A 24,044-nucleotide genomic window follows, 5' to 3' on the forward strand; every position below is an offset into this window, starting at 1 on the left:
AATCCCGCCATCCGGAACAATGCCCCTTAACGCTTGGGATGCGGCGAACTACGCTGGGTTTACGAATGCCGCGTGGTTATGCCAGCGCGGCAGCCGTCTGTGTCGAGGGGTGGCGCATGTCCAGGGAGCAACGCGGGCCGAACGAAAAGCTCGGCGCCGTTCTCGCCCTCGCGGGAATCAGCAACGCAGGACTCGCCCGGCGCGTCAACGATCTTGGTGCGCAGCGCGGGTTGACTCTTCGCTACGACAAGACCTCGGTGGCGCGCTGGGTGTCGAAGGGGATGGTGCCGCAGGGCGCGGCACCGCACCTCATCGCGGCCGCCATCGCCCAGAAGCTCGGCCGCCCGGTACCGCTCCACGAGATCGGCCTGGCGGACGCAGATCCCGCGCCCGAAGTGGGCCTCGCCTTCCCCAGAGACGTCGGACAGGCGGTGAAGTCGGCGACGGAGCTGTACCGTCTCGACCTCGCCGGGCGCCGGGCCGGCTCCGGCGGCATCTGGCAGTCGCTCGCCGGCTCGTTCGCAGTGAGCGCATACGCAACGCCCGCCTCGCGCTGGCTGATAACCCCCGCCGACAGCTCGGTCGCACGGGAGGCCGGCTCCGCCGACGGCTCAGGCGCACCGATCAAAGTCGGCCACAGCGATGTGCAGAAGCTGCGGGAGGCCGCCGAGGACGCCCGGCGGTGGGACTCCAAGTACGGGGGCGGGGACTGGCGTTCGTCGATGGTGCCGGAATGCCTGCGGGTGGAGGCGGCGCCGCTGCTGCTCGGCGCCTACTCCGACGAAGTGGGCCGCGCGCTCTTCGGGGCGTCCGCCGAACTCACCCGGCTCGCCGGGTGGATGGCCTTTGACACCGGCCAGCAGGAGGCGGCACAGCGGTACTACATCCAGGCGCTGCGCCTCGCGCGCGCGGCTGCGGACGTCCCGCTGGGGGGCTACGTCCTGGCCTCCATGTCGCTGCAGGCGACCTACCGCGGCTTCGGCGACGAGGGGGTCGATCTGGCGCAGGCCGCGCTGGAGCGCAACCGCGGGCTGGCGACCGCGCGCACGATGAGTTTCTTCCGGCTGGTGGAGGCGCGGGCACACGCGCGTGCGGGGGATGCGCAGGCGGCGGGTGCGGCACTGAAGGCGGCCGAGGGATGGCTGGAGCGGTCCCGGGAGGGCGACAACGATCCTTCATGGCTTGGTTTCTATGGATATGACCGTTTCGCTGCGGATGCGGCCGAGTGCTACCGCGATCTGAAGGCCCCGCGACAGGTGCGGAGGTTCACGGAACAGGCCTTGTCCAAGCCGACGGAGGAGTTCGTACGGTCGCACGGGCTGCGGCTGGTCGTCTCGGCCGTCGCCGAGCTGGAGTCCGGGAACCTCGACGCCGCCTGCGAGCAGGGCGTGCGGGCCGTGGAGGTGGCCGGGCGGATCTCGTCGGCGCGCACGACCGAGTACGTGCGGGATCTGCTGCACCGGCTGGAGCCGTACGGCGACGAGCCGAGGGTGGTGGAGCTGCGGGAGCGGGCCCGCCCGCTGCTGATGGCTCCCGCCTGAGCGCCGGCCCGAGAACCGTCACACCCGCGTTTGAAGGCGTTGTCAGTGGCGCAGTGCACTATCGAGGTGGGAGGTGGTGCAGGTGCCGGTCGGGGCGTACGACTGTGATGTGCTCGTGGTCGGTGGGGGGATCGTCGGGCTGTCCACGGCGTATGCGATCACCCGGTCCGCGCCGGGTACGGCGGTCACCGTGCTGGAGAAGGAGCCGGGTCCGGCCCGGCACCAGACGGGGCGCAACAGCGGGGTCATCCACAGCGGGATCTACTACCGGCCGGGCTCGCTCAAGGCGCGGTACGCGGTGCGGGGCGCTGCCGAGATGGTCAAATTCTGCGCCGAGTACGGCATCGCGCACGCCGTCACCGGCAAGCTGATCGTCGCCACAGAGCGGGAGGAGCTGCCCCGGCTGCACGCGCTGGTGCAGAGGGGGCGCGAGAACGGCATTCCGGTGCGGGAGCTGGGAACCGCGCAGATCGGTGAGTACGAACCCGAGGTGCGGGGACTGGCGGCGATACACGTCGGTACGACGGGGGTGTGCGACTTCGTCGGCGTCGCCCGGCAGCTGGCACAGGCCTCCGGGGCCGAGATCCGGTACGGCGCCCGGGTCGTACGGGTCGACCGGCGCCCCGAGCGGGGCGTGGCCGTCCTCACCTCGGGCGGGGACGTCGTACGCGCGCGCGTGCTGGTGAACTGCGCCGGGCTGTACTGCGACGAGATCGCGCGACTGACCGGGGACGAGCCCGAGGTGCGGATCGTGCCGTTCCGCGGGGAGTACTACGAGCTGGCGCGCCCCGAGCTGGTGCGTGGGCTGGTGTATCCGGTGCCGGACCCGGCCTTCCCCTTCCTCGGGATCCATCTGACCCGGGGCATCGACGGAGGCGTGCACATCGGCCCCAACGCGGTGCCGGCCCTGGCCCGTGAGGGGTACGGCTGGGGAGTCGTACGACCCCGGGAGCTGGCCGGGACCGTGACATGGCCGGGGTCGTGGGCGATCGCCCGGCGGCATTGGAGATACGGCGCGGGGGAGCTGCACCGCTCGCTGTCGAAGGGGGCGTTCCTGCAGGCGGTGCGGAGGTTGTTGCCCGGGGTGGAGGCGGACGACCTGGTGCCGGCCCCTGCCGGGGTGCGGGCGCAGGCGGTGTTGCGGGACGGGACGCTCGTGGACGACTTCCTGATCAGGGAGGGGGCGCGGGCTGTGCATGTGCTGAACGCACCCTCGCCCGCGGCTACCGCTTCGCTGCCGATCGGGCGGGAAGTCGGGCGGCGGGTGTTGTCCATGCTCGGGTCCCTGTAGTCGTCTCGGTCGGCCAAGAGGGCACCCTCGTGGGGCACCGTAAAATCGGAAGCACTGTGTCTGATTTCCTCAACGCCCCCGAAGCCCCCTCGCCGACCCCCCACAGCCCCGGCGAGTCCGTCCGGCACACCCGGGCCAAGGGGGAGCCGCGGTTTCCGGACGGGCCCAAGGCCGATCCGGCCGGTTCGCACTTCGAGCGGCGGATCCGGAGTTTTCAGCCGCGGCGCAGCCGGGTGACCGCCGGGCAGGCGGACGCGCTGCAGCGGCTGTGGCCCACGTGGGGACTGGACATCGACGGGCAGCGGGTCATCGACCTCGGCGAGCTGTTCGGGAACGACAGGCCCGTGGTCCTGGAGATCGGCTTCGGGATGGGCGAGGCCACCGCGCAGATGGCCGCCGCCGACCCGGACACCAACATCCTCGCCGTCGACGTGCATACCCCCGGACAGGGCAATCTGCTGGCTCTCGCCGACCGCAGCGGGCTGTCCAACGTCCGGGTGGGCAACGGGGACGCGATCATCCTGCTCCGGGAGATGCTCCGCCCCGACTCGCTCGACGGGCTGCGGGTGTACTTCCCGGACCCCTGGCCCAAGAAGCGGCACCACAAGCGGCGGCTCATCCAGCCCGAGTTCCTGACGCTCGCCGCGACCCGGCTGAGGCCCGGTGCGCTCGTGCACTGCGCGACCGACTGGGAGCCGTACGCCGAGCAGATGCTCGAGGTGCTCACCGCTCATCCCGACTTCGAGAACACGCAGACGGACGGCGGTTTCGCCACGCGCCCCGACTTCCGGCCGCTGACCCGTTTCGAGGGGCAGGGACTGGACAAGGGACATGTGGTGAACGATCTGCTCTTCCGGCGCGTACCGCATCAGGGCCGGTAAAACGCTCCAGCCCCTCGTCCCGTCACCGTTAGGGTCGATGCCGTGGCCACCAGTCCTCCGTTTCCGACGTATCCGCCGGGCCCGCACGGCCCCGTGCTGCTCCGCCATCCGCACTGGTGGCAGCGCAGGTGGGTGCGGTACGGAGCACTGATCACCCTGCTCGCGCTGTCCGGTCTCGTCATCCTCGCGCTGGTGCGCAGACAGACCGGTAACGAGGGGTTCCTCGTCGGGCTCGGCCTCGCCGTGCTGCCCGTGCCGTGGCTGATAGCCGCCTTCCGGTGGCTGGACCGGGTGGCGCCGGGCCCCTGGCGGAACCTGGTCTTCGCCTTCGCCTGGGGAGCGTGCGCGGCGGCGCTGATAGCCATCGTCGCCAACAGCTTCGCGACCAAGTGGATAGCCACCGCCACCGCGGATCCGGCCAGTGCCGACACTCTGGGCGCCACCGTGATAGCGCCCATCGTGGAGGAGTCCGCCAAGGCCGCCGCCGTCCTGCTCGTCTTTCTCTTCCGCAGACGTGACTTCACCGGGATCGTCGACGGGGTGGTGATCGCGGGCATCACCGCCACCGGGTTCGCGTTCACCGAGAACATCCTCTACCTGGGTACGGCCTTCGGGACCGACCAGCTCAGCGGCGGTCGCGGCATCGCCTCCGTCACCGCCGCGACCTTCTTCGTGCGCATCGTGATGTCCCCGTTCGCGCACCCTCTGTTCACCACCCTGACCGGCCTCGGCTTCGGCATCGCCGCGCTGTCCGCCCCGCGGCAGCGTGGCCGGCGGATGCTGCTGCCGGTCTGCGGTCTGCTGCTCGCGATGAGCATGCACGCCTTCTGGAACGGCTCCTCCACCTTCGGCGAGTTCGGCTTCTTCGCCGTGTACGGCGGATTCATGATGCCCGTGTTCGGGCTGCTGACCTGGCTCGCCATCTGGACGCGGCAACGGGAGCTGCGGACCGTGCGGGAGGAGCTGCCGGCGTATGTGCTGGCCGGGTGGCTGGGGCCGGCCGAGCCGCTCGCGCTCGGATCGATGCGGGCGCGGCGGACGGCCCGTGACTACGCCCGGCACCACGGTGGCCGGCCGGCGGCGCGGGCGGTGGCGCAGTACGAGGCGTCCGCGACCTCGCTCGCCTTTCTGCGGCACCGGGGGCGCAGCGGGAAGGCCGGGGCCGACTTCGTCGTACGGGAGCGGGAGCTGCTGGACGAGCTGTGGCAGCGGAGGGAACTGGCCCGGCCGGCGTTGGAGTACGCGGCGCGAGTGGCTCCGCCGGTTCGGCCGGTGTACGCGGCGCCGGTGCCTGCGGCGTACTGGCCGGGTTACGGCTATCCGGCGACGCAGATGCCTACGGCGTCCGGGCCGGCGTACGGGTATCCGGCGGTGCCGTATTCCGCGTACAACCCGTATCGGTCGTAGCCGGCCGGGTTGCGGCGAGTTCGGCACCGCCGGATTGCGCCGTTGTGGCTGACCGCCGTCGCGGCGGAAAGGAATTCTGCGGCAGTCAGAGCCACGCGGCAGGAAAGGCTACGCGGACGCCGCCGTCAGCTTCGCCGCCTCCGCCTCCGTCAGGCTCAGGTCCGCCACACCCAGCAGGGCCGGCAGCTGTTCCACCGTGCGGGCCGAGGCGATCGGGGCCGTGATCGTCGGCTGCGCCGCGAGCCAGGCGAGGGCGACCGTGGCGACGGGGGCGTCGTGCGCGGCGGCGATCTCGTCCAGGGCCGTCAGGACCTTCTGGCCGCGCTCGGACTCCGCGTATCCCTGGGCCCGGCCCGCGCGGGCACTGTCGACCGTGGTGCCGGGGCGGTACTTGCCGGTCAGGAAGCCCGCGGCGAGGGAGAAGTACGGGACCGCGGCGAGGCCCTCCTTGGCGGTCAGCTCCTGCAGGGGACCCTCGTAGGTGTCACGGGAGACGAGGTTGTAGTGGGGCTGGAGGGCGACATAGCGGGCCAGGCCCTCGCGGTCGGAGAAGTCGAGCGAGGCCTTCAGGCGCTCGGGGCTGATGTTGGAGGCGGCGATGTGCCGGACCTTGCCCGCCTGCACCAGCTCGTCCAGCGCGCCGATGATCTCCTCGACCGGGACCTCGGGCTTGTCGAAGTGGGTGTAGTAGAGATCGATGTAGTCGGTGTCCAGGCGGCGCAGGGAGGCGTCGGCGGCGGCCTTGATGTTGGCGGCGGACAGGCCCTGGAACTCGGGGTGCTGGCTGACCTTGGTGGCGATGACGACGCGGTCACGGTTGCCGCGGGCCTTGACCCACTTGCCGATGACCGTCTCGGACTCGCCGCCCTTGTGGCCCTCGATCCACGCCGTGTAGGAGTCGGCGGTGTCGATGAAGTTGCCGCCGGCGGCCGTGTAGGCGTCCAGGACGGCGAAGGAGGTCTCCTCGTCGGCGGTCCAGCCGAAGACGTTGCCGCCGAGGCAGAGCGGGAAGACCTCGAGGTCGGAGGAACCGAGTCTGCGCAGAGAAGTCATGCTCAACGACAACGCCGGCGGTGGATGATCGCATTCCACCGCCGACGTCAATGTCGCCCGAACGGAGGCGTCAGGGGTTGAGGCCCTTCTCGCGCAGCCACGGCGCCGGGTCGACGGCGGTGGCCTGGCCGTTCGGGTGGACCTCCAGGTGCAGGTGCGGGCCGGTGACGTTGCCGGTGGCGCCGACCCGGCCGATGACCTGGCCGGTGGAGACCTTCTGGCCGACGGAGACGTTGATCGAGGACTGGTGGCAGAACCACAGCTCGGTGCCGTCGTCCAGGGTGATGACGGTGCGGTAGCCGTAGGCGCCGGCCCAGCCGGCCTGGGTGACCGTGCCGCTGTGGACGGCCTTGATGAGGGTGCCGGTGGGGGCGGCGAAGTCGAGGCCGGTGTGGTAGCCGGAGGACCACATCGCGCCGGGCTGCCCGAAGGTGCCGGTGATCGTGTACGACGCGACCGGCAGCGTGTATTCCTTGGCCAGCTCGGCCAGCCGCTTGGCCTCGGCGGCCTTCTTGGCGTCGGCCTCCGCCTTCTCCTTGGCGGCGGCGGCCTTGGCGGCGGCCTCCTTCTCCGCCTTGGCGGCCGCGTCGGCGGTCTGCTGGTCGGCCGCGGCGATCGCGGCGGCGGTGGCCTTGCTGCTCGCCTGGCCCTTCTGCTGCTCGGCCTGGGCCATGATCCGGTTGCGCAGGGCCTCGCCGGCGTTGCCGCTGTCGGCGCTTTCGGTGGTCGCGCCGACCTTGCTGAGCCCGCCGGCGGTGGCCTGGTGCGTGGCGGGGGAGCCGCCGCCGAAGATGTGCTCGACGGAGTCCAGGTCCGGCAGGGATATGGAGACCGGCGGCTTGCCGGTGTTGGCGCTGGCCATGCCGCCCGCGCCGACCGCGGCGATCACGCCGACGCCGAGGACGGTGGAGCTGCGCGCGAAGCCGCCGCGCTGTTTGGCGACGCGGTGCCGGCCACGGTTGGGAGCGACGGAGTCCTCGGTGGGGTTCCACTCCTCCCAGGGCCCCTCCTCGGCGCGGTAGGCGCCGTAGCCGAAGGTCTCCGGCTGGGCTTGCGCGGGCATGAACGGGGCTTCTGGGGCGGGCCGGTTGGACGCCACTCGGGCGTACTCCTTTCCTTCCTCCGCCTACCGGGTTAGCTGACGGGTTCGGAGCAGGAAGGTCTCCTACGCGCGTATACGGGACGTGGACTCTGCGAGTTCACGACAGCATCCGCGTGATTCACCCCAAGGTGGTGGTTCCCCGGTTCCCTTGCGGGATTCGGCGCGTGCGCACGGAGCCGCCTCTTGTGACGGCTGGGACGACCGCGCTGCGTTATCGAACGTTAATAGACCTGGGAGTCACTTTCCAAGCCGTTCGGCTTGATCATTAACCTTTTCCGGCCCGGACTTACCAGTCATGAGTACGGCAAACCGGGCGAGTTGGCCGCCGTTCAGTAGTGTCGGTGTTTTTGATGGTGCCTCAGATGTTATGCGGAGGGCGGTCGTCCGGTCACTGTGGGTGAAAGTGATCAGGCACCCCGGGGAAGCCGTGTGCATGCAGCCCTGAGCATGGGGTACTCTGGAGTCACAACGACGCGGGGTGGAGCAGCTCGGTAGCTCGCTGGGCTCATAACCCAGAGGTCGCAGGTTCAAATCCTGTCCCCGCTACTGAAGGCTCAGGGCCTGGAATCCAATGGATTCCAGGCCCTGAGTGTTTTGGGAAGCCGAGTGGCGGACGGGCAGGCGGGCTCAGCCCAGCAAGTGGGCGTTCGGCGCCTTGGCGGGTCCCTCCAGCTCGGGCAGGACGGCCACCTCGGCGCCCCCCTTGACCAGAACCCCCGTCCCGTCGGCCCCGGCCACGAACGTGTCCGGCTCCTGCCATGCGGTGACCACCCTGCGCACCCCTGCCCGAAGGATCAGCTCGGCACAGGGCGCCGGCCGCGATGCGCGCCGGGCGCAGGGCTCCAGGCTGCTGTACACCGTGGCGCCGGCCAGCCGGGGGTCCGCCGGGTCGACCTTGGCGAGCGCGGCCTCCTCCGCGTGGACCACGGGATCGTCGCCCTCCCGCGAATGCCCCCGGGCCAGCTCCGTACCGTCGGCGGCGACCACCACCGCCCCGACACTGAACGCCGTCTCCGAGGGCGGACACAGCGCGGCGAGTTCACAGGCGGTGCGCAGCCAGTGACGGTCCGCGGCGGTGGCGACCGCACCCGCGCCGGGGGCGGTGGGTTCGTAGCGCATGAGGACCACGTCCTCGATACGGCGGGTCTCGGTCAGCCGCAGCCGGCCGCCCTGGTAGCCGCCCGGCCCGAACAGGCGCGGCGCGGCCGGGTCGCCCACGAACAGCGGCGCGAGGACCAGCTGGAGTTCATCGGCGAGGCCCAGTTGCAGCAGCTGGGTGTGGACCGTGCCGCCGCCCTCGACCATCAGCCGCTCGACCCCGCGCACGTCGTGCAGGTGGGACAGCAGGGCGCGCCAGTCGAGGTCGGGACCCATCGGGACGATGTCGGCGGCGTCACCGACGCGCCGGACCGCCCGCTCGGCGCCCTCGTCGGTCGTGTAGACGAGCCTGTCGCCACCGGTGTGCCAGAAGTTGGCGTCGGGGTCGAGGTCGCCGGTGGCGGTGACGGTCACCTTCAGCGGGTACTCCGGCCGGCCCGCCCGGACCCGGGCCGCGCGCCGCTCGGCGGAGTTGACCAGCAGCCGCGGGTTGTCGGCGCGGATCGTGCCGGCGCCGATCAGGATGGCGTCGACGGAGGCCCGTACCGCGTCGACCCGGTCGAAGTCGGCCGGGCTGGACAGCAGGAGCCGGTCGGGGCCGGTGTCGTCCAGGTAGCCGTCGAGGGAGACGGCGGCGGACAGCAGCACGTACGGGTACGACATCGGCGCGGTCTCCCTGCGAGGTCTGCGGAGCGAGGCTTGGTTCAAGTTTGAATCAAACTTACACTGGCGGCATGACGACCCGCTGGCTCAGCCCCGAGGAGCAGCGCGCCTGGCGCGCGTATCTCGCCGCGACGCACCTCCTGGAGGACGCGATCGACCGACAGCTCCAGCAGGACGCCGGCATGCCACACCTGTTCTACTCCGTGCTGGCCAACCTCTCCGAGGCGCCCGACCGGCGACTGCGGATGACCGACCTCGCCGAGACGCTGAAGATCACGCGCAGCAGGCTGACGTACGCGGTGACCCGGCTCGAGCGGGACGGGCTGGTGCGCCGGGAGGAGTGCCGCTGGGACAAGCGGAGCAGCATCGCCGTGCTGACGGACGAGGGGATGGCCGTGCTGGAGCGTACGGCGCCCGGGCATGTCGAGACCGTGCGCGCCACCCTGTTCGACCGGCTCACGCCGGAGCAGGTGGGGCAGCTGGCGGAGATCTGCACGGGGATCGCGCGCGGGCTGCAGGGCGACGAGGCCGGGGCGGAGGACGTGCCCTGGCGGCGCCGGTCGTCCTGTTCGTGATCGCGAGCCGGGAAATCTGATCGCCTTGAATCTGATTGCTTTAACTTTGAAGCACGAGGTAGGGTCCTTCCCTGTGTACCGCTGCTTCAAATATGAAGCAACAGCCTCCGGAGGGATCCGCATGCCCGACACCCCCGCCGCCACGCCGCGCGCCCGCGTCCGGGTACCGCTGCGCTTCCACGACGGCTACAGCGTCGACGCCGACCTCGTCACCTTCCACGGCCTCGCCGACGGTCAGGAGCACGTCGCCGTCGTCCTCGGCGACCCGGCCCCCGGCACCGTCCCGCTGGTGCGTCTGCACTCCGAGTGCCTGACCGGCGACGTCTTCGGTTCGGCACGCTGCGACTGCGGACCCCAGCTGCGCGAGGCGGTCGAGCGCATCGCCGCCACCGGGGGCGTCCTGCTCTACCTCCGCCAGGAGGGCCGCGGCATCGGTCTCTACAACAAGCTGGACGCGTACGCCCTCCAGGACCAGGGCCTCGACACCTACGAGGCGAACGCCGCGCTCGGCCTGCCGGAGGACGCCCGCGACTACACGGCCGCCGCGCAGATGCTCGCCGCCCTCGGCATCGGGGAGCTGGACCTGCTGTCCAACAACCCCGACAAGGCCGAGCAGCTGCGCGCCCTGGGCGTCGTGGTCCGGGACCGGGTGCCGACCGGTGTCTTCACCACGGCCCACAACGTCCGCTACCTGCGTGCGAAGGTCGTCCACACCCGCCACACCCTGTCCCTGGCCGAACTGAACGTGGGCTGAGCCCGGTGGACAGCCGGGTGATCGGCAGACCCGTTCCACCCTTCCGGCTTCCTCGGTCCGCCTGAGCTGCGGGTTCGCGTGCGCCACGTGAAACGAATCCGCCGATCACCGCACGTGCCGACGGCCCGGGAGCGGGAGGGCCGGTATGACCGCGGGGGCCGGGGGGCCGATACGACTGGCGGGGCCAGGGGGCGGCGGTACGACTGGCGGGGCCAGGGGCCGGTACGGCCGCGAAGCCAGGGGGCCGGTACAGCCGCGAAGCCAGGGGGCCGGTACGGCCGCGAAGCCAGGGGGCCGATACAGCCGCGGGGCCAAGGGGCCGGTACAGCCGCGGGGCCAAGGGGCCGGTACGGCCGCGGGGCAAGGGGGGCGCGGGGCCAGGGGGGCGCCGCCACGGCGTACGTGGTGCGGAAGCCGGGCGGGTACGGGCCCGACGCGCCCAGCACCACCCACCGCGCGGCCGTACCGACCCGACGCGCTCAGCCGGGCGGTGATGCTCGGCGCGGTGTTCTTCGCGGCGAGCGGCGCTACGGACGGGTTCCGGCCGTCAGGGGGTGCGGCGGGATGCCGAGGTCCGTGAGCAGGGCGCGTACCCGGTGTTCGACGGCGTCCCGGATCGGGCGGACCGCCTCGACCCCCTGCCCGGCGGGGTCGTCCAGCTGCCAGTCCAGGTAACGCTTGCCGGGGAAGACCGGGCAGGCGTCACCGCAGCCCATCGTGATGACCACGTCCGAGGACCGCACCGCCTCGGTGGTCAGGACCTTCGGTGTCTCGGCGGAGATGTCGACGCCCACCTCCGCCATGGCCTCGACGACGGCGGGGTTGACCGCGTCGGCGGGGGCGGAACCGGCCGAGCGGACCTCGACCCGGTCGCCGCCGAGGCGGGTGAGGAAGGCGGCGCCCATCTGGGAGCGGCCGGCGTTGTGCACGCAGACGAACAGCACGGAGGGGCGCGGGGCGGCGGAGCTCATGGCGGGTGTCCTTGCGGGCGGAGAGACGGTCAGGAGGAGGCGGGCTCGGGTTCGCCGTGGGGGACGACGACCTCGCCACTGGCAGGGGCAGGACGGCCGTACACGGCGACGACGGCGCCCAGGCCGAGCGCGGCTCCGGCCAGCTGTGCGGCGATGAACGGCACGACGGAGGCGGGGGCGATTCCGGCGAAGGTGTCGGTGAAGGCCCGGCCGATGGTCACTGCCGGGTTCGCGAACGAGGTGGAGGAGGTGAACCAGTAGGCGGACCCGATGTACGAGGCCACGGCCACCGGCGCCAGGGATGTGCGGCCGATGCGGCCGAGGCCGAAGATCAGCAGGATCAGTCCGGCCGTGGCGACCACCTCACCGAGCCACAGGTGCGGGGTGGACCGGTCGTGCGTGGACCACTCGGCCAACGGCCTGCCGAACATGGCGTCGGCGAGGACGGCCCCGCCGATCCCCCCGACGATCTGGGCGGGCAGGTACGCGGCCACCTCCCCCAGGGTGAGGCCGTCGGCGTCACGGCGGCCGGTGAACCAGGCGGTGAGGGTGACGACGGGGTTGAAGTGCCCGCCGGAGACCGGCCCGAAGAGCAGGATCAGGACGCCGAGGCCGAGAACCGTGGCGAGGGAGTTGGCGAGGAGCTGCACGCCCACGTCGTGCGACAGCTCGGTGGCCTGGATGCCGGAGCCGACGACGACCGCGACCAGCAGCCCGGTTCCGAGGGCTTCGGCGGCGAGCCGTCGGCCCAGGGACGCGGTCACGCGGTGGCTCCGGCGGTCCTGGGCGTGGTGAGGAATGCGGCGAGCTGGTCGAGGACGCCGGGCAGCACCCAGTAGTAGACCCATGTCCCGCGCCGCTCGCAGTCGATGAGACCGGCCTGGCGCAGGAGCTTGAGGTGGTGGGAGATCGTCGGCTGGGACAGGTCGAAGGCCGGTGTCATCTCGCACACGCACACCTCGCCGCCCTCCCGTGAGGCGATCATCGACAGCAGCCGCAGTCGGACCGGGTCCCCGAGGGCCTTGAACACCTTCGCCAGCTCCGCCGCCCTCTCATCCTCCAGCGGCGCGGACGCGAGTCCCTCGCAGCAGGCGCCGGCCGGGTCCTGGCCGATCACCTCAAGCTCTTGTTTCGACATGCCTCTATGTTGACGTTTTTCGATTCACGGCGCAAGGTTGCATCAACGAACGTCAATACAAGCCGTTCCGGGGCACCGCCATGCCCCGTCACCCAGGAGTGAAGTCATGAGCGAGCAGTACACCGACCTTCGCGAAACCGTCCGCCGGCGCTACGCCGCCGCAGCCGTGCAGGTCACCGCAGGCGGCACCGCCTGCTGTGGCCCCCAGCCCGTCGAGGTCGACGAGAACTTCGGTTCCACCCTCTACGCCGCCGACGAGCGCGACGCCCTTCCCGCCGAGGCCGTCGCCGCCTCCCTCGGCTGCGGCAACCCCACCGCCGTCGCCGAACTCCACGAGGGCGAACGCGTCCTCGACCTCGGCTCCGGCGGCGGCATCGACGTCCTGCTCTCCGCTCGCCGTGTCGGCCCGACCGGCAAGGCGTACGGACTGGACATGACCGAGGAGATGCTCGCCCTGGCCCTCGCCAACGCCGAGAAGGCGGGCGCGACGAACGTCGAGTTCCTCAAGGGCACCATCGAGTCCATCCCGCTGCCCGCGAACACCATCGACGTGGTCATCTCCAACTGCGTGATCAACCTGTCCGTCGACAAGCCCGCCGTCTTCGCCGAGACCTACCGCGTCCTCAGGCCCGGCGGCCGTATCGGCGTCTCGGACGTCGTCGCCGACGACACGCTCGCACCTGAACAGCGTGCCGAGCGCGGTGACTACGTCGGTTGCATCGCCGGGGCGCTGTCCTTCGCCGAGTACCGCGCCGGCCTGGAAGCCGCCGGCTTCACCGGCATCGAGATCACCCCGACGCACGCGGTCGCGGACGGCATGCACTCGGCGATCGTCCGGGCCACCAAGCCACGGCAGACCCGCTGACGCATCGCTCGGGCGAGCGTGAGGGACGGTCCGGATGAGCCGACGGTGCGGCACGGGCCGCTCGGCGGTTGAGGTACGCCGGCACCGCGAAGACGGACCGTTCGGCGCGGACCGGTGCAGGGCACTGCCGGTGGTGTCCACGAACTCCCCCGGGATGGCGTCAGCATCCGGGCGTGCCTCCGCGGTTCGCGGTTCTCGGGCTCGCCTGTCCATTCATGGGCGGCGAAGACGACGGTAAGGAAGCGGGCGAACTTGGCGTTCCGGCTGCGCTGAAGGAGGACGATCCGGTTGGCACCCTGGACACACGTGGGGCGTCCCCGGCCCGTCCGCTCACGCATCGCTCACGCACGCGACCAAGGAGACGGAGCGCCCCGACCAGTCAGAGTCGGTCGGGGCGCTTCGCAGCAGGTCAGAGGGCATGTAGCCCGCCTGCGCACCGTAGGCCCTGTGGGACTCGAACCCACAACCAATGGATTAAAAGTCCACTGCTCTGCCAATTGAGCTAAGGGCCCGGGCGATGTTGCCTGTCCGAGCATAGCCGGACGAGGCCGTGTCTCCGATCGGGTATCGGTGACCCGGCCGCGTCGGGAGGGGAGCAAGGAACCGGATGGTCACTTTTCGACCGGGTTCGGGGCCGGGGTGCGGTCCGTGCTGAGGAACCAGTGGCGGGCCGAGGCCAGCCACCAGGTCGCGGCGAAGCCGAGGACGACCAGTACGGCGACGGGGGCGTAGTTGAAGGTCTTCCAGGTGACCGGGGAGACCTGCGGGAGCATGAAGAGGATCGTGATCACGACCACCCAGGTCACGGAGACGACGCCGATCGGGACGGACCAGCGGCCCAGGTGCCAGGGGCCGCGTTCGAAGGCGGCGCCCCTGCGGACCCGCAGGTAGGTCGGGACGACGTACGCGATGTAGAGGCCGATGACGGCGATCGAGGTCACCGCCGCGTACGCCGTCGAGTTGATCAGGTAGGGCAGGCCGAGGGCCAGGGCGGCCAGCGCGGCCAGCCAGACCGCGGCCACGGGGGTGCGGGTGCGCGGGCTGACCGTGTGCCAGACGTGGGAGAAGGGCAGCGCGCCGTCGCGTGAAAAGGCGTAGATCATACGGCTGTTGGCGGTGACCGACGCCATGCCGCAGAAGAGCTGGGCACCGATCACGACCAGGAGCAGCAGCTTGCCCGTCGTCGCTCCCAGCGCGTCCAGGAGGATCTGGGCCGGGGGCGCGCCCGTCGGCGACGTCAGTTCCCTGTCGTACGACTGGATCGCGAACGTGAAGCCGAGCAGGAGCACGAAGCCGGCGATCCAGGAGGTCCAGATCGAGCGGACGATGCCCTTCGGGCCGGCCGTGGAGGCGTCGTGGGTCTCCTCGGTCATGTGGGCGGAGGCGTCGTAGCCGGTGAAGGTGTACTGGGCCATGAGGAGGCCCAGGAGGACGACGTACGTACCGCTGCCCCAGCCCGTCTCGTTGACGAACTTCGTGAACACGAACGTAGCCGACTGGTGGTGGTCGGGGACGAGGGCGAGCGTGCCGACGATCACCGCCACGCCCAGCACGTGCCACCACACGCTCACGTCGTTCAGGAACGCGACGATCCGCACGCCGAAGGTGTTCAGCAGGCCGTGGAGGATCAGGATCGCCGCGAACAGGAGGACCGTGCGGCCCGGGGTCACCACGAAGTCGAACTGGAGGTTCAGGTACGCGCCGAGGAAGGCGGCCGCGCCGAAGTCGATGCCCGCGGTCACCGCGACCTGGCCGAGCACGTTGAACCAGCCCGTGAACCAGGCCCAGGCCGCCGCCGAGCGCGCGGGTGCCAGGCGGTGCGCCCAGAAGTACAGGCCCGCCGAGGTGGGGTACGCCGAGCAGATCTCGGCCATGGACAGGCCGACGAACAGTGTCATCAGGCCCACCGCCACCCAGCCCCAGGTGATCACCGCGGGCCCGCCGGTGGTCATGCCGAAGAGGTAGAGGGTCAGGCAGCCGGACAGCACCGAGATGATCGTGAAGGAGACGGCGTAGTTCGAGAACGCCGACATCCTGCGGGCCAGGACCTGGGTGTAGCCGAGTTGGGCCAGCCGCTCCTCGTCGGACGGCAGGCCGCCGTCCGGCAGACGGTTCGTTCCGCTGCCCGCTCTTGCTTCATCTGTCATGGACCCAGCAATTCCCTCCCATGCCCGGTGATATGCGTCACAAGCCTCGCGTCCTAGCGTGGATTCGGGGTCCGCGGTTCCCGCTCTCCCGTCCCGCCGCCGCGGGGTCGCGGACTCCCTGGTCAGACCGGGCACAGACATGCCGCTCAGCGCACCCCGCCCCCCGCCTCCCGCACCGGGGCCGGACCTCGGCATGCACGAAAACCGCCGCTCGCGGCCGTAGACGTCAGGAAGTACGGATGAACACACGCGTGGATCTGCTCACCAAGGAATTCCCGCCCGCCGTCTACGGCGGCGCCGGCGTGCACGTGACAGAACTGGCCCGGCACCTGCGCACCCTGGTGGACCTGCGGGTGCACTGCTTCGGCGAACCGCGCCCGGAGCCGGGGGTGTCCGCGTACCGGGAGCCGCGTCTGACGGACGGCGCCAATCCCGCGCTGCGCACCCTCGCCACGAACGTCGAGATGGGAGCCGGATGCGAGGGCGCGGACCTGGTGCACAGCCACACCTGGTACGCCAACTCCGCGGGCCAGCTGGCCCGGACGCTGTACGGCATCCCGCACGTGGTGACCACGCACAGCCTGGAGCCCCTGCGGCCCTGGAAGGCGGAGCAGCTGGGCGGCGGCTACCGGCTCTCCTCGCTGGTGGAACGCACCGCCGTCACCACGGCGGACGCGGTGATCGCCGTGTCGCACGGCATGCGCGAGGACGTGCTGCGCGTCTATCCGGACGTCGATCCGGAGCGGGTGCACGTCGTGCACAACGGCATCGACACCGAGGTGCACCGGCCCGATGCGGGCACGGCAGCGCTGGAGCGGTACGGCATCGATCCGGACCGGCCGATCGTGCTGTTCGTGGGGCGGGTGACCCGGCAGAAGGGGCTGCCCCATCTGCTGCGGGCCGCCTTCGAGCTGGATCCGGCGGCGCAGCTGGTGCTGTGCTGCGGCCGGCCGGACACCCCCGAGATCGCGGCGGAGACGGCCGCGCTGGTCGACGAACTGCACCGGAACCGGGCGGGTGTCGTCCGCATCGACGGCATGCTGGACGTGGCCACGCTGCGTCAACTGCTCACCCATGCCACGGTGTTCGTCTGCCCTTCGCTGTACGAGCCGATGGGCATCGTCAACCTGGAGGCGATGGCCTGCGGTACGGCCGTGGTGGCCACCGCCACCGGGGGGATCCCCGAGGTGGTGGACGACGGGGTGACCGGACTGCTGGTGCCGGTGGAGCAGGAGCAGGACGGCACGGGCACCCCGCTGGATCCCCAGCGCTTCGCCTCCGACTTCGCCGCGGCCGTGAACCAGTTGCTCACCCAGCCGGAACGGGCCCGTGCGATGGGCGAGGCCGGGCTGGCGCGGGCCCGGGACCGCTTCTCCTGGCGGGCGGCGGCCGAGCGGGTGCTGGACGTCTACCGCGAGGTCCTGGCCTAGCGAGCGGTGCCGCAGCCTTCACCGGCTCTCCGGATCCGGCCGCGTCCTTCCCGCCCGGCTCTCCGGGCCGCTGTTCCCGACGTACGGCGCGGCCCGGCCGGCGCGTGCGCGGGGAGGCCCCCGGTCCTGTCGAGACGGCCGTCGGCATCCTCGCCGGGCCGTCCCTGCTCGGCGCGGACGGGGGCCGGTTCAGCGGGGAGGGGCGTGTGGGCGAGACCGTCGCCGCCGTCGGGGTGGTGTCGTTCGGGGTGCCCATGGTGGACGGGGCGCTGCTCGCCCCGGGGCCCGCGCGCCAGTTCGCCGGGGCGCACGGCAGTCCCTTCGGGTACGCCCTCTGGTGGCCCCCAGTGCCGTACGGGCCACCCGGCTGCTGCCCGTGGGCTGCGGCCTTGCCGTCGTCGCCGGCCGGGCTCGCCCTCCTGACGGCCGGCGGGGTGCAGGTCGGCGGGGTCTCGACCAGGGGCCGGCCGCGCCTACGGGCAGCGGCTCGTGCTGGGCGTGTTCGGCTGGAGTCGGGCGGCGCTCGTGGTCGGTGCCGCCGTGGTGGTCGGGGCGTGCCGCGTGAAAGCGGGCGCCGTGGCGCCGTGGACGCGGCGCGGGGACCAGAGCGCCACGGAAGGGCCGCGCATCGCGGCGCCGATGCACTCCCGTGGGCCGACCGAGCTGGTGACGCTCTCCGGGGCCACCAGGCCGGCCCGGTCGACCGCACCGCGCTGCTCGCCCCGCTGGAGCGGGGCGGCGCTCGTGGTCGGTGCCGCCGTGGTGGCCGGGGCGTGCCGCGTGAAAGCGGGCGCCGTGGCGCCGTGGACGCGGCGCGGGGACCAGAGCGCCACGGAGGGGCCGCGCATCGCGGTGCCGATGAACTCCCGTGCGCTGGTGGCTCTCTCCGGGGCCACCAGGCCGGCCCGGTCGACCGCGCCGTACTGCTCGCCCTCACCCTGGTGGCGCCGGCCGGCACGTCCGGGGGCGGGGGTCTCGGCGGTCCGGGGGCGAGCCGGGGGTCCTGGGTGTCACCGGACTCACCGGAGTGCTCAGGCCGCCGAACCCGCCCGGTCTCAGGTGCTGTGCAGGGTGTGGGGGACCTCAGGGGCCCGGGTCTCGATCAGGATCTGGCAGGACAGACCGACCACCAGCGCGCCCTCCAGGAGCAGTACGGGCAGATCGTCGCCTGCCACGCCGAGGAGCGCGAACGTCGCCGCCAGGCCGAGCCGTGACCAGGCCCGCAGGTCCCCCCGCAGGCCCACGTTGAGCAGGTGGATGCCGCCCACCCCGAGCAGGAACGCGGCCATGCCGAAGCACAGCACCGGACCGCCGGCCAGGGCCACGTGGCCGTGGCCGTGCCCGGTGGCGTTGGCCGCCTGTGCGGCGAGCAGCCCGCCGACGCCGGTCACGGTGATGCCGCCGTGCACGAACAGGTGGCCGTAGACGTACGCCTGGCCGGTCAGCCGCCACTTGCGCAGCGGTGAGGCGTCGACGTGGTCGAAGACCAGCCACCACTGGCAGGCGGCGATCAGGAAGGAGCCCGCCACCACGGCCAGCGTCTCGGGCCGCAGCCCGCTGGCGGCGATGCCGATCGCGTTGAGGGCGACGACCTCTCCGAGCACGATGATGGTGAACAGGCCGAACCGCTCCGGGATGTGCGAGGCGTTGAACGGCACCCGCGCGACCGCCGAGGCGGACAGGATCGGAGTCAGCAGCTCGGCCAGCAGGCCCACGGTCCACAGCGCGTAGCAGGAGGGCGCCGGCAGCAGGGCCGACGCTCCCCACACGGCGGCACCGAGCCCGTACCCCTGGAGGTAGCGCCGAGTCAGGGTCCGGGCGCGGGGCACGTGGTAGTGGGCCCGCAGGTACAGGCCGAGCAGGATCAGGCGTACGACGAAGTAGCCGAGGGCGAAGCGTTTCGCCCCGGCGGTGCCCGAGAAGGCCTGCGGCACGGCCACCGACACCGAGAGAACCGACATCATCGCGATGATCATGATGAGCCGGTAGATCCGGTCGTCGTTGTCGAAGCGGTCGGCGTAGAAGGTGTAGCAGACCCAGGTCCACCACATCGGGACGAACAGCGCCCCGAAGCGCAGCACACCCGCCCAGGTCGGGGCGTGCAGCAGAACCTGGGTCAGCTCCGCGACGGCCACCACGAAGACCAGGTCGAAGAACAGCTCCAGGGGCGAGGCGGCCCGGTGGTGCCCCTCCTCGGGCACCCTGAGCCGCACCCGCCCCCGGTGCAGGCGCACCTTGCCGGTGTACGTGCCGCGCGCCATGCCCGCCTCCGGTGCACCCAGTGCCCCCCGCACGCCGATCAGCCCTCGGCGACCTGGGTGTGGGCGTCGTCGTGGTACCCCTTGATCTCGGTGATCAGGCCGTCGTCGCGGACCCGGAAGGTGTCGATGCCGCGGTCCTCCACGACCCCGCCGTCCTTCTTGTGGGCGGTGATGTGGAAGGAGAACGCGGCCTCGTCCCCGCTGATCACGAGGTCGGTGACGCGGAACTCCACGCGGTCGATCACCTCGAAGACGCCGTCGAAGAACGCGGTCACTGCGGCCCGGCCCCGGTTGACGGGCCCGCCGACCGGCTCGTACTGGACCACCTCCTCGGCGAGCAGGGCGGCGAACCGCTCCCGGTCCTGCTTCGCGAAACTCTCCGCGTACCCCTCGACGGCGGCGCGGATCTGCTGCTGCTGTGGCATGACACTTCTCCGTACGTAGGGATGGGTGGTGTGCCCGGGGTCAGGCGGCCGCCTCGATCTCGCGGACGAAGGCGGCCATGAACTCCCGGGTCACCTGTGGGTGCTTGGCCGTGATCAGGTCGCCGTCGATCACCAGGTCCGCGGTGCCGTTGCCCGCGTAGACGATCTCGGCGCCGGCGTTCTCCACGTCGCAGACGATGTTGTGGGCGCAGGTCACCCTGCGGCCCTGCAGCAGGGCGCGGTCGGCGCACAGCAGCCACAGCGAGTGGCAGATGGTGCCCACCTTGAAGCCCGGCGCGGCCATCGCGGCGCGCAGGAACTCCACGGCGGGCGCCTTGTTGCGGCTGCCGGGGCCCGCCACCTCGACCTGGTAGCGCAGCCGGTCCATGGCGTACGCGCCGATCAGGACCACGCCCGCGTAGTCGGCCAGGTCCAGCGAGCCCACCTCGATGGTGACGGTGACGTGCTCCTCGACGTACCCGTGGTCGGGGTTGCTGCCGAAGGTCAGCGAGGGCTGGCCCCACAGGTGGGAGACGTAGTCGACGGCGTAGCCCTGCGTGGGAAAGTACGCGTTGAAGTCGCGGAACTCCGACGGGTCGAAGTGCTCCTCGATCAGGACCGCGATCCGGCCCTTGGGCTCCGGCACCGGTTCACGCTCCCAGGCCGAGCGGGCCGAGCAGCTGACGCGGGTCGAAGAAGGCGTGGACCTCCTTGATGCGCCCCTCCTCGATCCGGAAGATGTTCATGCCGCGGACCGTGATGCGCTCACCGGTGGGGGCGGCGCCCATGAACACACCGCGGTGGGTGCCGGTGATGGTGAAGGACGCGGCGACCTTGTCCTCCTGTTCCAGCAGCTCGTCGATGGTGAAGACGCGGTCCGGGAATCCGCCGTACCAGCGCAGCGCGAACTCCTTGTACGCCGGCAGGCCGTGGATGCCGTCCGGGGAGATCGGGTTGTCGAACACCACGTCGGGGGCGAGGATCTCGTCCGCGATCCTCAGATCGCCGGGAGCGGTCAGGAACTGCTCGTAGTACGTCCGGACGAGCTTGGAGCCCTCGTCGGAAAGTTCGGCCATGGTCAACTCCTTTGGCTTCATGGGTCAGCGGGTCCGGACCGCTCGGGACTGTGCCGGCGGTCCGGACCCCCGGGCCGGGTGGCTCAGGTGTGCTCCCAGACGTCCGCTCAGGCGTCCGCGAGGAACCACTCGGCGGCACGCTCGCCGATGACGTAACAGGTCAGGTTGGGGTTGGCGCTGACGTGCGTGGGCATCACGGAGGCGTCGACCACACTCAGGTTCTCGATGCCGTGCACCCGCAGCCGCTGGTCCACGACCGCGCTCTCGTCGCTGCTCGGGCCCATCTTCACGGTGCCGACCGGGTGCCACAGGGTGGCGGAGTTCTCCCGGATGTACTGCAGCAGCAGGGCGTCGTCGTTCACCTGGCGCTGCGTCAGCTTCTCGGACAGGCCGCTGGAGAGGTCGCGGATCTGCTTGGAGTTGGCGATGTCCCAGGCCTGCCGGACGCCGTCGAGGGCGATCCGCCGGTCGGCGTCGGTGCCGTAGGAGTTGAGGAAGATGTCCGGCTGGACGGTGGGGTCGGCGCTGGAGAGCGAGACCCGGCCGCGGCACTCCGGCTTCTGCAGCACGCTCATCACGCTGATCGGGCGGTGCGTGACCTCGACGTAGCGGCTGACGAAGTACATCTGCATGTCGTTGAAGTTCTGCGAGCCCGGATTGGTGTACCGGACCAGGACCTGGACGTCGGGGTCGTCCGGGTCGGTGACGCCCTCCTTGGGCAGCAGGCCCACCGTGATCTGCTGGTGCTCGATCAGGTTCTCGCCCACGTACGGCTGGTCGAGGACCACCTCGATGCCGAGGGCGCGCAGCTGCTCCTTCGGACCGACGCCCGAACGCAGCAGGATCGCGGGCGAGTTGAGGGCGCCCGCGGAGAGGGTGACGTGGTCGGCGTAGACCTTCTCCAGCCGGCCACCGGTCTCCACCTCGACGCCGACCGCCCTGGTGCCCTCGAAGAGGACCCGGTGCACGGTGGCGCCCGAGCGGATGGTGAGGTTCTTCCGCCCGCGGGCCTCGGTGAGGTAGGCGATCGCGGTGGAGATCCGCAGGTCGCCGCGGCGGTTCATGGGGATCATGCCGACACCGGTGGACTCCGGGTCGTTGTGGTCCTCGACGTAGCCGAAGCCCATGTCGAGGCAGGCCTCCAGGTAGGCCGCCTGGAACGGGACCAGCTGGTCCCGGGTGTGCCGGACGATCGGGGTGGGGCCGCCCTTGCCGTGGAACGGGCCGTCGAAGTCCTGGTCGTCCTCGATCCGGCGGAAGTACGGAAGGAGTTCGCGCCACGACCACGAGTCGTTGCCCAGCTGGGCCCACTCGTCGTAGTCCGCCGGGATGCCGCGCAGCGCGATGGCGCCGTTGACGGCCGAGCAGCCGCCGGCCACCTTGCCCCGGGCGTACGTCAGCGAACGTCCCGGCACGGCCTCGGCCGAGTAGCCCCAGTCGTGCTCCTCCACGGACACGGTCCGCGCGTTGGTCAGGTCCGCGGGGATGTCGGAGTTGTCGGCCCAGTCGGGCCCGGCCTCCAGGAGCAGCACGTTCACGGCCGGGTTCTCCGTGAGCCTGCCCGCGAGGACGGCACCGGAGGATCCGGCACCGACGACTATGTGGTCGTAACGCATGGAACAGTTCCCTTCCGGGTCCACTGATGAGTTGCGCCCGGGTCGCGTCCCGGGGCTTCGCGGCGGGCTACTCGGATTCCAGGCCGCCGGGGTAGATGCCGGTGCGCACCCATTCGTCGATGGGGCCGCGGTCGCCGGTGTCCACGTACTCGATGCGCGCGCCCATCAGGTCGGGCGCCGTGATCACTGCGAACGGGGTGGAGCCGGCGTCCTTGCGGAAGGCCGCGTCGATGCCGACGCCCTGCTTCTTCAGCAGTTCGAGCCGGCCCGCCATGTCGTCCTCCCAGACCCCGTAGTAGAGGATCTGGCCGGCGTTCTTCGCCGAGACGATGCCGTCGCCGTCGGCCTGGATCAGCTCGTAGTACGGCGCCCCCGTCTTGGAGAACGCGCACACCAGCTCGAAGGGGTGCGGGTCGGGGTCCTCCAGGCGCGGCACCTTGAAGGTGGCGGGCTCGGTGAACTCGATGCCGAACACCTCGGAGTAGCGGGCGATGGCGGCTTCCAGGTCGGGCACCACGATGCCGACGTGGAAGAAGGAGTCGGGCAGGTCCGGGCCCGGGGTGACGTCACGGTAGACGTGCACCTCGGGGAATTCCTCCAGGCATTCCAGCAGGTTCGGAATGAAGTCCCGGAGATAGTCCGTCGACCTGTGGAATTCCAGCGCCGCGTCGTCGCGGTAACGCTCGACCACGAGACGGCTGTTGCCGCCCTCTTCCGGCTTCAGGTAGTCGAAGCCCACACAGCCCGGCTCGTTCGCGCGGATCTTGGCGGTGAGGCCGGCCATCAGAACCTCGACCTCTGCCTCCTTTCCCGCCTTGACGACCTGGCGGGCGGTCACCGTGATCATGCCTGACCGCCCCGGCCCGGCAGCAGCATGGGCTCGAAGAAGTCCGTGAACTTGTCCTCGAGTTCGGGGTGCTGGTAGAACTCTGGGCCCGCCTGCTCGAAGATCTGCTCGCCGATGCCGCCGTAGGTGTCGAACATCATCGAGACGATGGTGCCGACCTCCTTGCCGAAGTAGTGGGCGACCAGCGCGACGGTGGAGCCGTTGACCCCGTACGAACCGGTGGTGGTCCAGATCTTCTTGTCGGCGTCGTGCAGCCACATCCGGCGCGGCGAGGGGACGTTGGTGCCCTCCGCGCGCAGGCCGCGGGCGATCGCGGCGACCAGGGTCACCGGGGTGTCGCCGAGGATGCCGGAGCGGGAGAGGATGCCGATGCCGGAGCAGTTGCCCGCGACGATCCTGCCGTTGACGTGGTGGTGGCGGATCGCGTCGAGGACGCGTCCGTCCTGGGTCATCTTTCCGGAGCCGACGCCGCCGGGGACGTAGAGGATGTCGAAGAGCTGCCCGTCCTCCAGGACCGCGTCCGGCACGACCTGGGTGCCCATCTGCATGACGACGTTGCCCTCGTCGACCGACACGAACTTCACGTCGAGTTCGCGGGGCTCCTCGGCCAGCGGCCAGGGCGCGATCTGGTGGGCGAGCACCATCGCGGTGCCCTTGAAGATCTCGAGCGGGGTGATGGTGTCCTGCTCGCTGCAGCTCTCGTAACCGAGAACGGCCACGGTTTTGATCTCGGCCATTTCTGAAGCCTCCTGGAATTTCGGCGAGTACCGGGAAGCTAACAGCGGGGAAATCGCCGTCCCGCATCAAGCGGTACGACTTTCTGAACTTCGCATCACTTCAAGAAGTCGCCGAGGTCAGGAAGTCTCGGGGAAAGAGTTGGGCGCGCACACGCCCGTGCACAAC

At 71.0% G+C, this 24,044-nt stretch carries 23 protein-coding genes, 2 tRNA genes, 1 pseudogene and 1 riboswitch; of the genes and pseudogenes, 9 read left to right on the forward strand and 17 right to left on the reverse strand.

Features of this window, described 5'->3' with window-relative positions; translation table 11 throughout:
• The first annotated feature begins 116 nt into the window (after positions 1-116).
• The 4 genes from SRB17_RS17935 to SRB17_RS17950 all read left to right on the forward strand — a co-directional run bounded on the left by SRB17_RS17935 (position 117) and on the right by SRB17_RS17950 (position 5,120).
• The gene (locus tag SRB17_RS17935; RefSeq protein ID WP_153539980.1) at positions 117-1,541 is read left to right on the forward strand and encodes an MFS transporter; all 1,425 of its coding nucleotides are present in this window, start codon (positions 117-119) and stop codon (positions 1,539-1,541) included.
• A gap of 73 nt (positions 1,542-1,614) precedes the next feature.
• A complete protein-coding gene (lhgO, locus tag SRB17_RS17940) occupies positions 1,615-2,832 on the forward strand; it encodes an L-2-hydroxyglutarate oxidase (RefSeq protein WP_323375836.1) in 1,218 nt (405 codons plus the stop codon).
• A gap of 56 nt (positions 2,833-2,888) precedes the next feature.
• Positions 2,889-3,713, forward strand: a complete 825-nt coding sequence (trmB, locus tag SRB17_RS17945; protein WP_323375837.1) for a tRNA (guanosine(46)-N7)-methyltransferase TrmB — start codon at positions 2,889-2,891, stop codon at positions 3,711-3,713.
• Between the two features lie 42 nt (positions 3,714-3,755).
• Complete coding sequence (locus SRB17_RS17950) at positions 3,756-5,120, forward strand: PrsW family intramembrane metalloprotease (RefSeq protein WP_323375839.1); 1,365 nt, start codon at positions 3,756-3,758, stop codon at positions 5,118-5,120.
• A gap of 108 nt (positions 5,121-5,228) precedes the next feature.
• Here the strand turns inward: SRB17_RS17950 and SRB17_RS17955 are convergent, their stop codons facing one another.
• A complete protein-coding gene (locus SRB17_RS17955; RefSeq protein ID WP_153539982.1) occupies positions 5,229-6,173 on the reverse strand; it encodes an aldo/keto reductase in 945 nt (314 codons plus the stop codon).
• 70 nt (positions 6,174-6,243) lie between these two features.
• Complete coding sequence (locus SRB17_RS17960) at positions 6,244-7,272, reverse strand: M23 family metallopeptidase (RefSeq protein WP_323375841.1); 1,029 nt, start codon at positions 7,270-7,272, stop codon at positions 6,244-6,246.
• Between the two features lie 7 nt (positions 7,273-7,279).
• Positions 7,280-7,448, reverse strand: a riboswitch (cyclic di-AMP (ydaO/yuaA leader).
• Between the two features lie 299 nt (positions 7,449-7,747).
• Here SRB17_RS17960 and SRB17_RS17965 point away from each other — a divergent pair.
• A tRNA-Met gene (locus tag SRB17_RS17965) sits at positions 7,748-7,821 on the forward strand.
• A gap of 81 nt (positions 7,822-7,902) precedes the next feature.
• Here SRB17_RS17965 and SRB17_RS17970 read toward each other — a convergent pair.
• On the reverse strand, positions 7,903-9,036 hold the full coding sequence (locus SRB17_RS17970; RefSeq protein ID WP_153539986.1) for a dihydrofolate reductase family protein: 1,134 nt from the start codon (positions 9,034-9,036) through the stop codon (positions 7,903-7,905).
• 71 nt (positions 9,037-9,107) lie between these two features.
• On the opposite strand from SRB17_RS17970, the gene SRB17_RS17975 reads away from it, so the two are divergent.
• Together SRB17_RS17975 and SRB17_RS17980 are read left to right on the forward strand one after the other, a co-directional pair.
• Entirely contained in the window at positions 9,108-9,611 is a 504-nt protein-coding gene (locus SRB17_RS17975) for a MarR family winged helix-turn-helix transcriptional regulator (RefSeq protein WP_153539988.1), read from the forward strand.
• A 121-nt stretch (positions 9,612-9,732) separates the two neighbouring features.
• Entirely contained in the window at positions 9,733-10,365 is a 633-nt protein-coding gene (locus tag SRB17_RS17980; RefSeq protein ID WP_153539990.1) for a GTP cyclohydrolase II, read from the forward strand.
• A 527-nt stretch (positions 10,366-10,892) separates the two neighbouring features.
• Here SRB17_RS17980 and SRB17_RS17985 read toward each other — a convergent pair.
• Genes SRB17_RS17985 through SRB17_RS17995 form a run of 3 tightly spaced genes read right to left on the reverse strand, consistent with a single transcriptional unit; the run spans position 10,893 to position 12,474 of the window.
• Entirely contained in the window at positions 10,893-11,336 is a 444-nt protein-coding gene (locus SRB17_RS17985; protein WP_153539992.1) for an arsenate reductase ArsC, read from the reverse strand.
• A gap of 29 nt (positions 11,337-11,365) precedes the next feature.
• The gene (locus SRB17_RS17990) at positions 11,366-12,100 is read right to left on the reverse strand and encodes an MIP/aquaporin family protein (RefSeq protein WP_323375842.1); all 735 of its coding nucleotides are present in this window, start codon (positions 12,098-12,100) and stop codon (positions 11,366-11,368) included.
• Positions 12,097-12,474 carry an ArsR/SmtB family transcription factor gene (locus SRB17_RS17995; protein ID WP_153539996.1) on the reverse strand — a complete coding sequence of 126 codons (378 nt, stop codon included), beginning with the start codon at positions 12,472-12,474 and terminating at the stop codon, positions 12,097-12,099. The genes SRB17_RS17990 and SRB17_RS17995 overlap by 4 nt, the downstream gene beginning before the upstream one ends.
• A gap of 106 nt (positions 12,475-12,580) precedes the next feature.
• On the opposite strand from SRB17_RS17995, the gene arsM reads away from it, so the two are divergent.
• Positions 12,581-13,339, forward strand: a complete 759-nt coding sequence (arsM, locus tag SRB17_RS18000; protein ID WP_153539998.1) for an arsenite methyltransferase — start codon at positions 12,581-12,583, stop codon at positions 13,337-13,339.
• A gap of 96 nt (positions 13,340-13,435) precedes the next feature.
• On the opposite strand, the pseudogene SRB17_RS46375 reads toward arsM, so the two are convergent.
• The 3 genes and pseudogenes from SRB17_RS46375 to SRB17_RS18015 form a co-directional block, all read right to left on the reverse strand.
• Positions 13,436-13,677: pseudogene (locus SRB17_RS46375) on the reverse strand (hypothetical protein); the annotation flags it as partial.
• 101 nt (positions 13,678-13,778) lie between these two features.
• A tRNA-Lys gene (locus SRB17_RS18010) sits at positions 13,779-13,851 on the reverse strand.
• Between the two features lie 99 nt (positions 13,852-13,950).
• The gene (locus SRB17_RS18015; RefSeq protein ID WP_153540000.1) at positions 13,951-15,486 is read right to left on the reverse strand and encodes an amino acid permease; all 1,536 of its coding nucleotides are present in this window, start codon (positions 15,484-15,486) and stop codon (positions 13,951-13,953) included.
• A 251-nt stretch (positions 15,487-15,737) separates the two neighbouring features.
• Between SRB17_RS18015 and glgA the strand changes: the two genes are divergently transcribed.
• Complete coding sequence (gene glgA / locus SRB17_RS18020) at positions 15,738-16,916, forward strand: glycogen synthase (RefSeq protein WP_323376036.1); 1,179 nt, start codon at positions 15,738-15,740, stop codon at positions 16,914-16,916.
• 473 nt (positions 16,917-17,389) lie between these two features.
• Here glgA and SRB17_RS18025 read toward each other — a convergent pair whose 3' ends face one another.
• The 8 genes from SRB17_RS18025 to SRB17_RS18060 all read right to left on the reverse strand — a co-directional run bounded on the left by SRB17_RS18025 (position 17,390) and on the right by SRB17_RS18060 (position 23,878).
• On the reverse strand, positions 17,390-17,812 hold the full coding sequence (locus SRB17_RS18025; RefSeq protein ID WP_153540004.1) for a hypothetical protein: 423 nt from the start codon (positions 17,810-17,812) through the stop codon (positions 17,390-17,392).
• 159 nt (positions 17,813-17,971) lie between these two features.
• Positions 17,972-19,177, reverse strand: a complete 1,206-nt coding sequence (locus tag SRB17_RS18030) for a low temperature requirement protein A (protein ID WP_153540006.1) — start codon at positions 19,175-19,177, stop codon at positions 17,972-17,974.
• A gap of 38 nt (positions 19,178-19,215) precedes the next feature.
• Positions 19,216-19,602 carry a nuclear transport factor 2 family protein gene (locus tag SRB17_RS18035; RefSeq protein WP_153540008.1) on the reverse strand — a complete coding sequence of 129 codons (387 nt, stop codon included), beginning with the start codon at positions 19,600-19,602 and terminating at the stop codon, positions 19,216-19,218.
• 40 nt (positions 19,603-19,642) lie between these two features.
• The gene (locus tag SRB17_RS18040) at positions 19,643-20,248 is read right to left on the reverse strand and encodes a DJ-1/PfpI family protein (protein WP_323375843.1); all 606 of its coding nucleotides are present in this window, start codon (positions 20,246-20,248) and stop codon (positions 19,643-19,645) included.
• 4 nt (positions 20,249-20,252) lie between these two features.
• Positions 20,253-20,678, reverse strand: coding sequence for an ester cyclase (locus SRB17_RS18045; protein ID WP_194294052.1), 426 nt, complete (start codon positions 20,676-20,678; stop codon positions 20,253-20,255).
• A gap of 107 nt (positions 20,679-20,785) precedes the next feature.
• The gene (gene mftG / locus SRB17_RS18050) at positions 20,786-22,294 is read right to left on the reverse strand and encodes a mycofactocin system GMC family oxidoreductase MftG (protein ID WP_153540012.1); all 1,509 of its coding nucleotides are present in this window, start codon (positions 22,292-22,294) and stop codon (positions 20,786-20,788) included.
• 67 nt (positions 22,295-22,361) lie between these two features.
• Positions 22,362-23,141, reverse strand: a complete 780-nt coding sequence (locus SRB17_RS18055) for an antibiotic biosynthesis monooxygenase (protein WP_153540014.1) — start codon at positions 23,139-23,141, stop codon at positions 22,362-22,364.
• On the reverse strand, positions 23,138-23,878 hold the full coding sequence (locus SRB17_RS18060) for a DJ-1/PfpI family protein (RefSeq protein WP_153540016.1): 741 nt from the start codon (positions 23,876-23,878) through the stop codon (positions 23,138-23,140). Before SRB17_RS18060 ends, SRB17_RS18055 begins: the two co-directional genes overlap by 4 nt.
• Positions 23,879-24,044 lie beyond the last annotated feature (166 nt).

This window comes from Streptomyces sp. RB17, assembly GCF_009604455.1.
GTDB lineage: Bacteria > Actinomycetota > Actinomycetes > Streptomycetales > Streptomycetaceae > Streptomyces.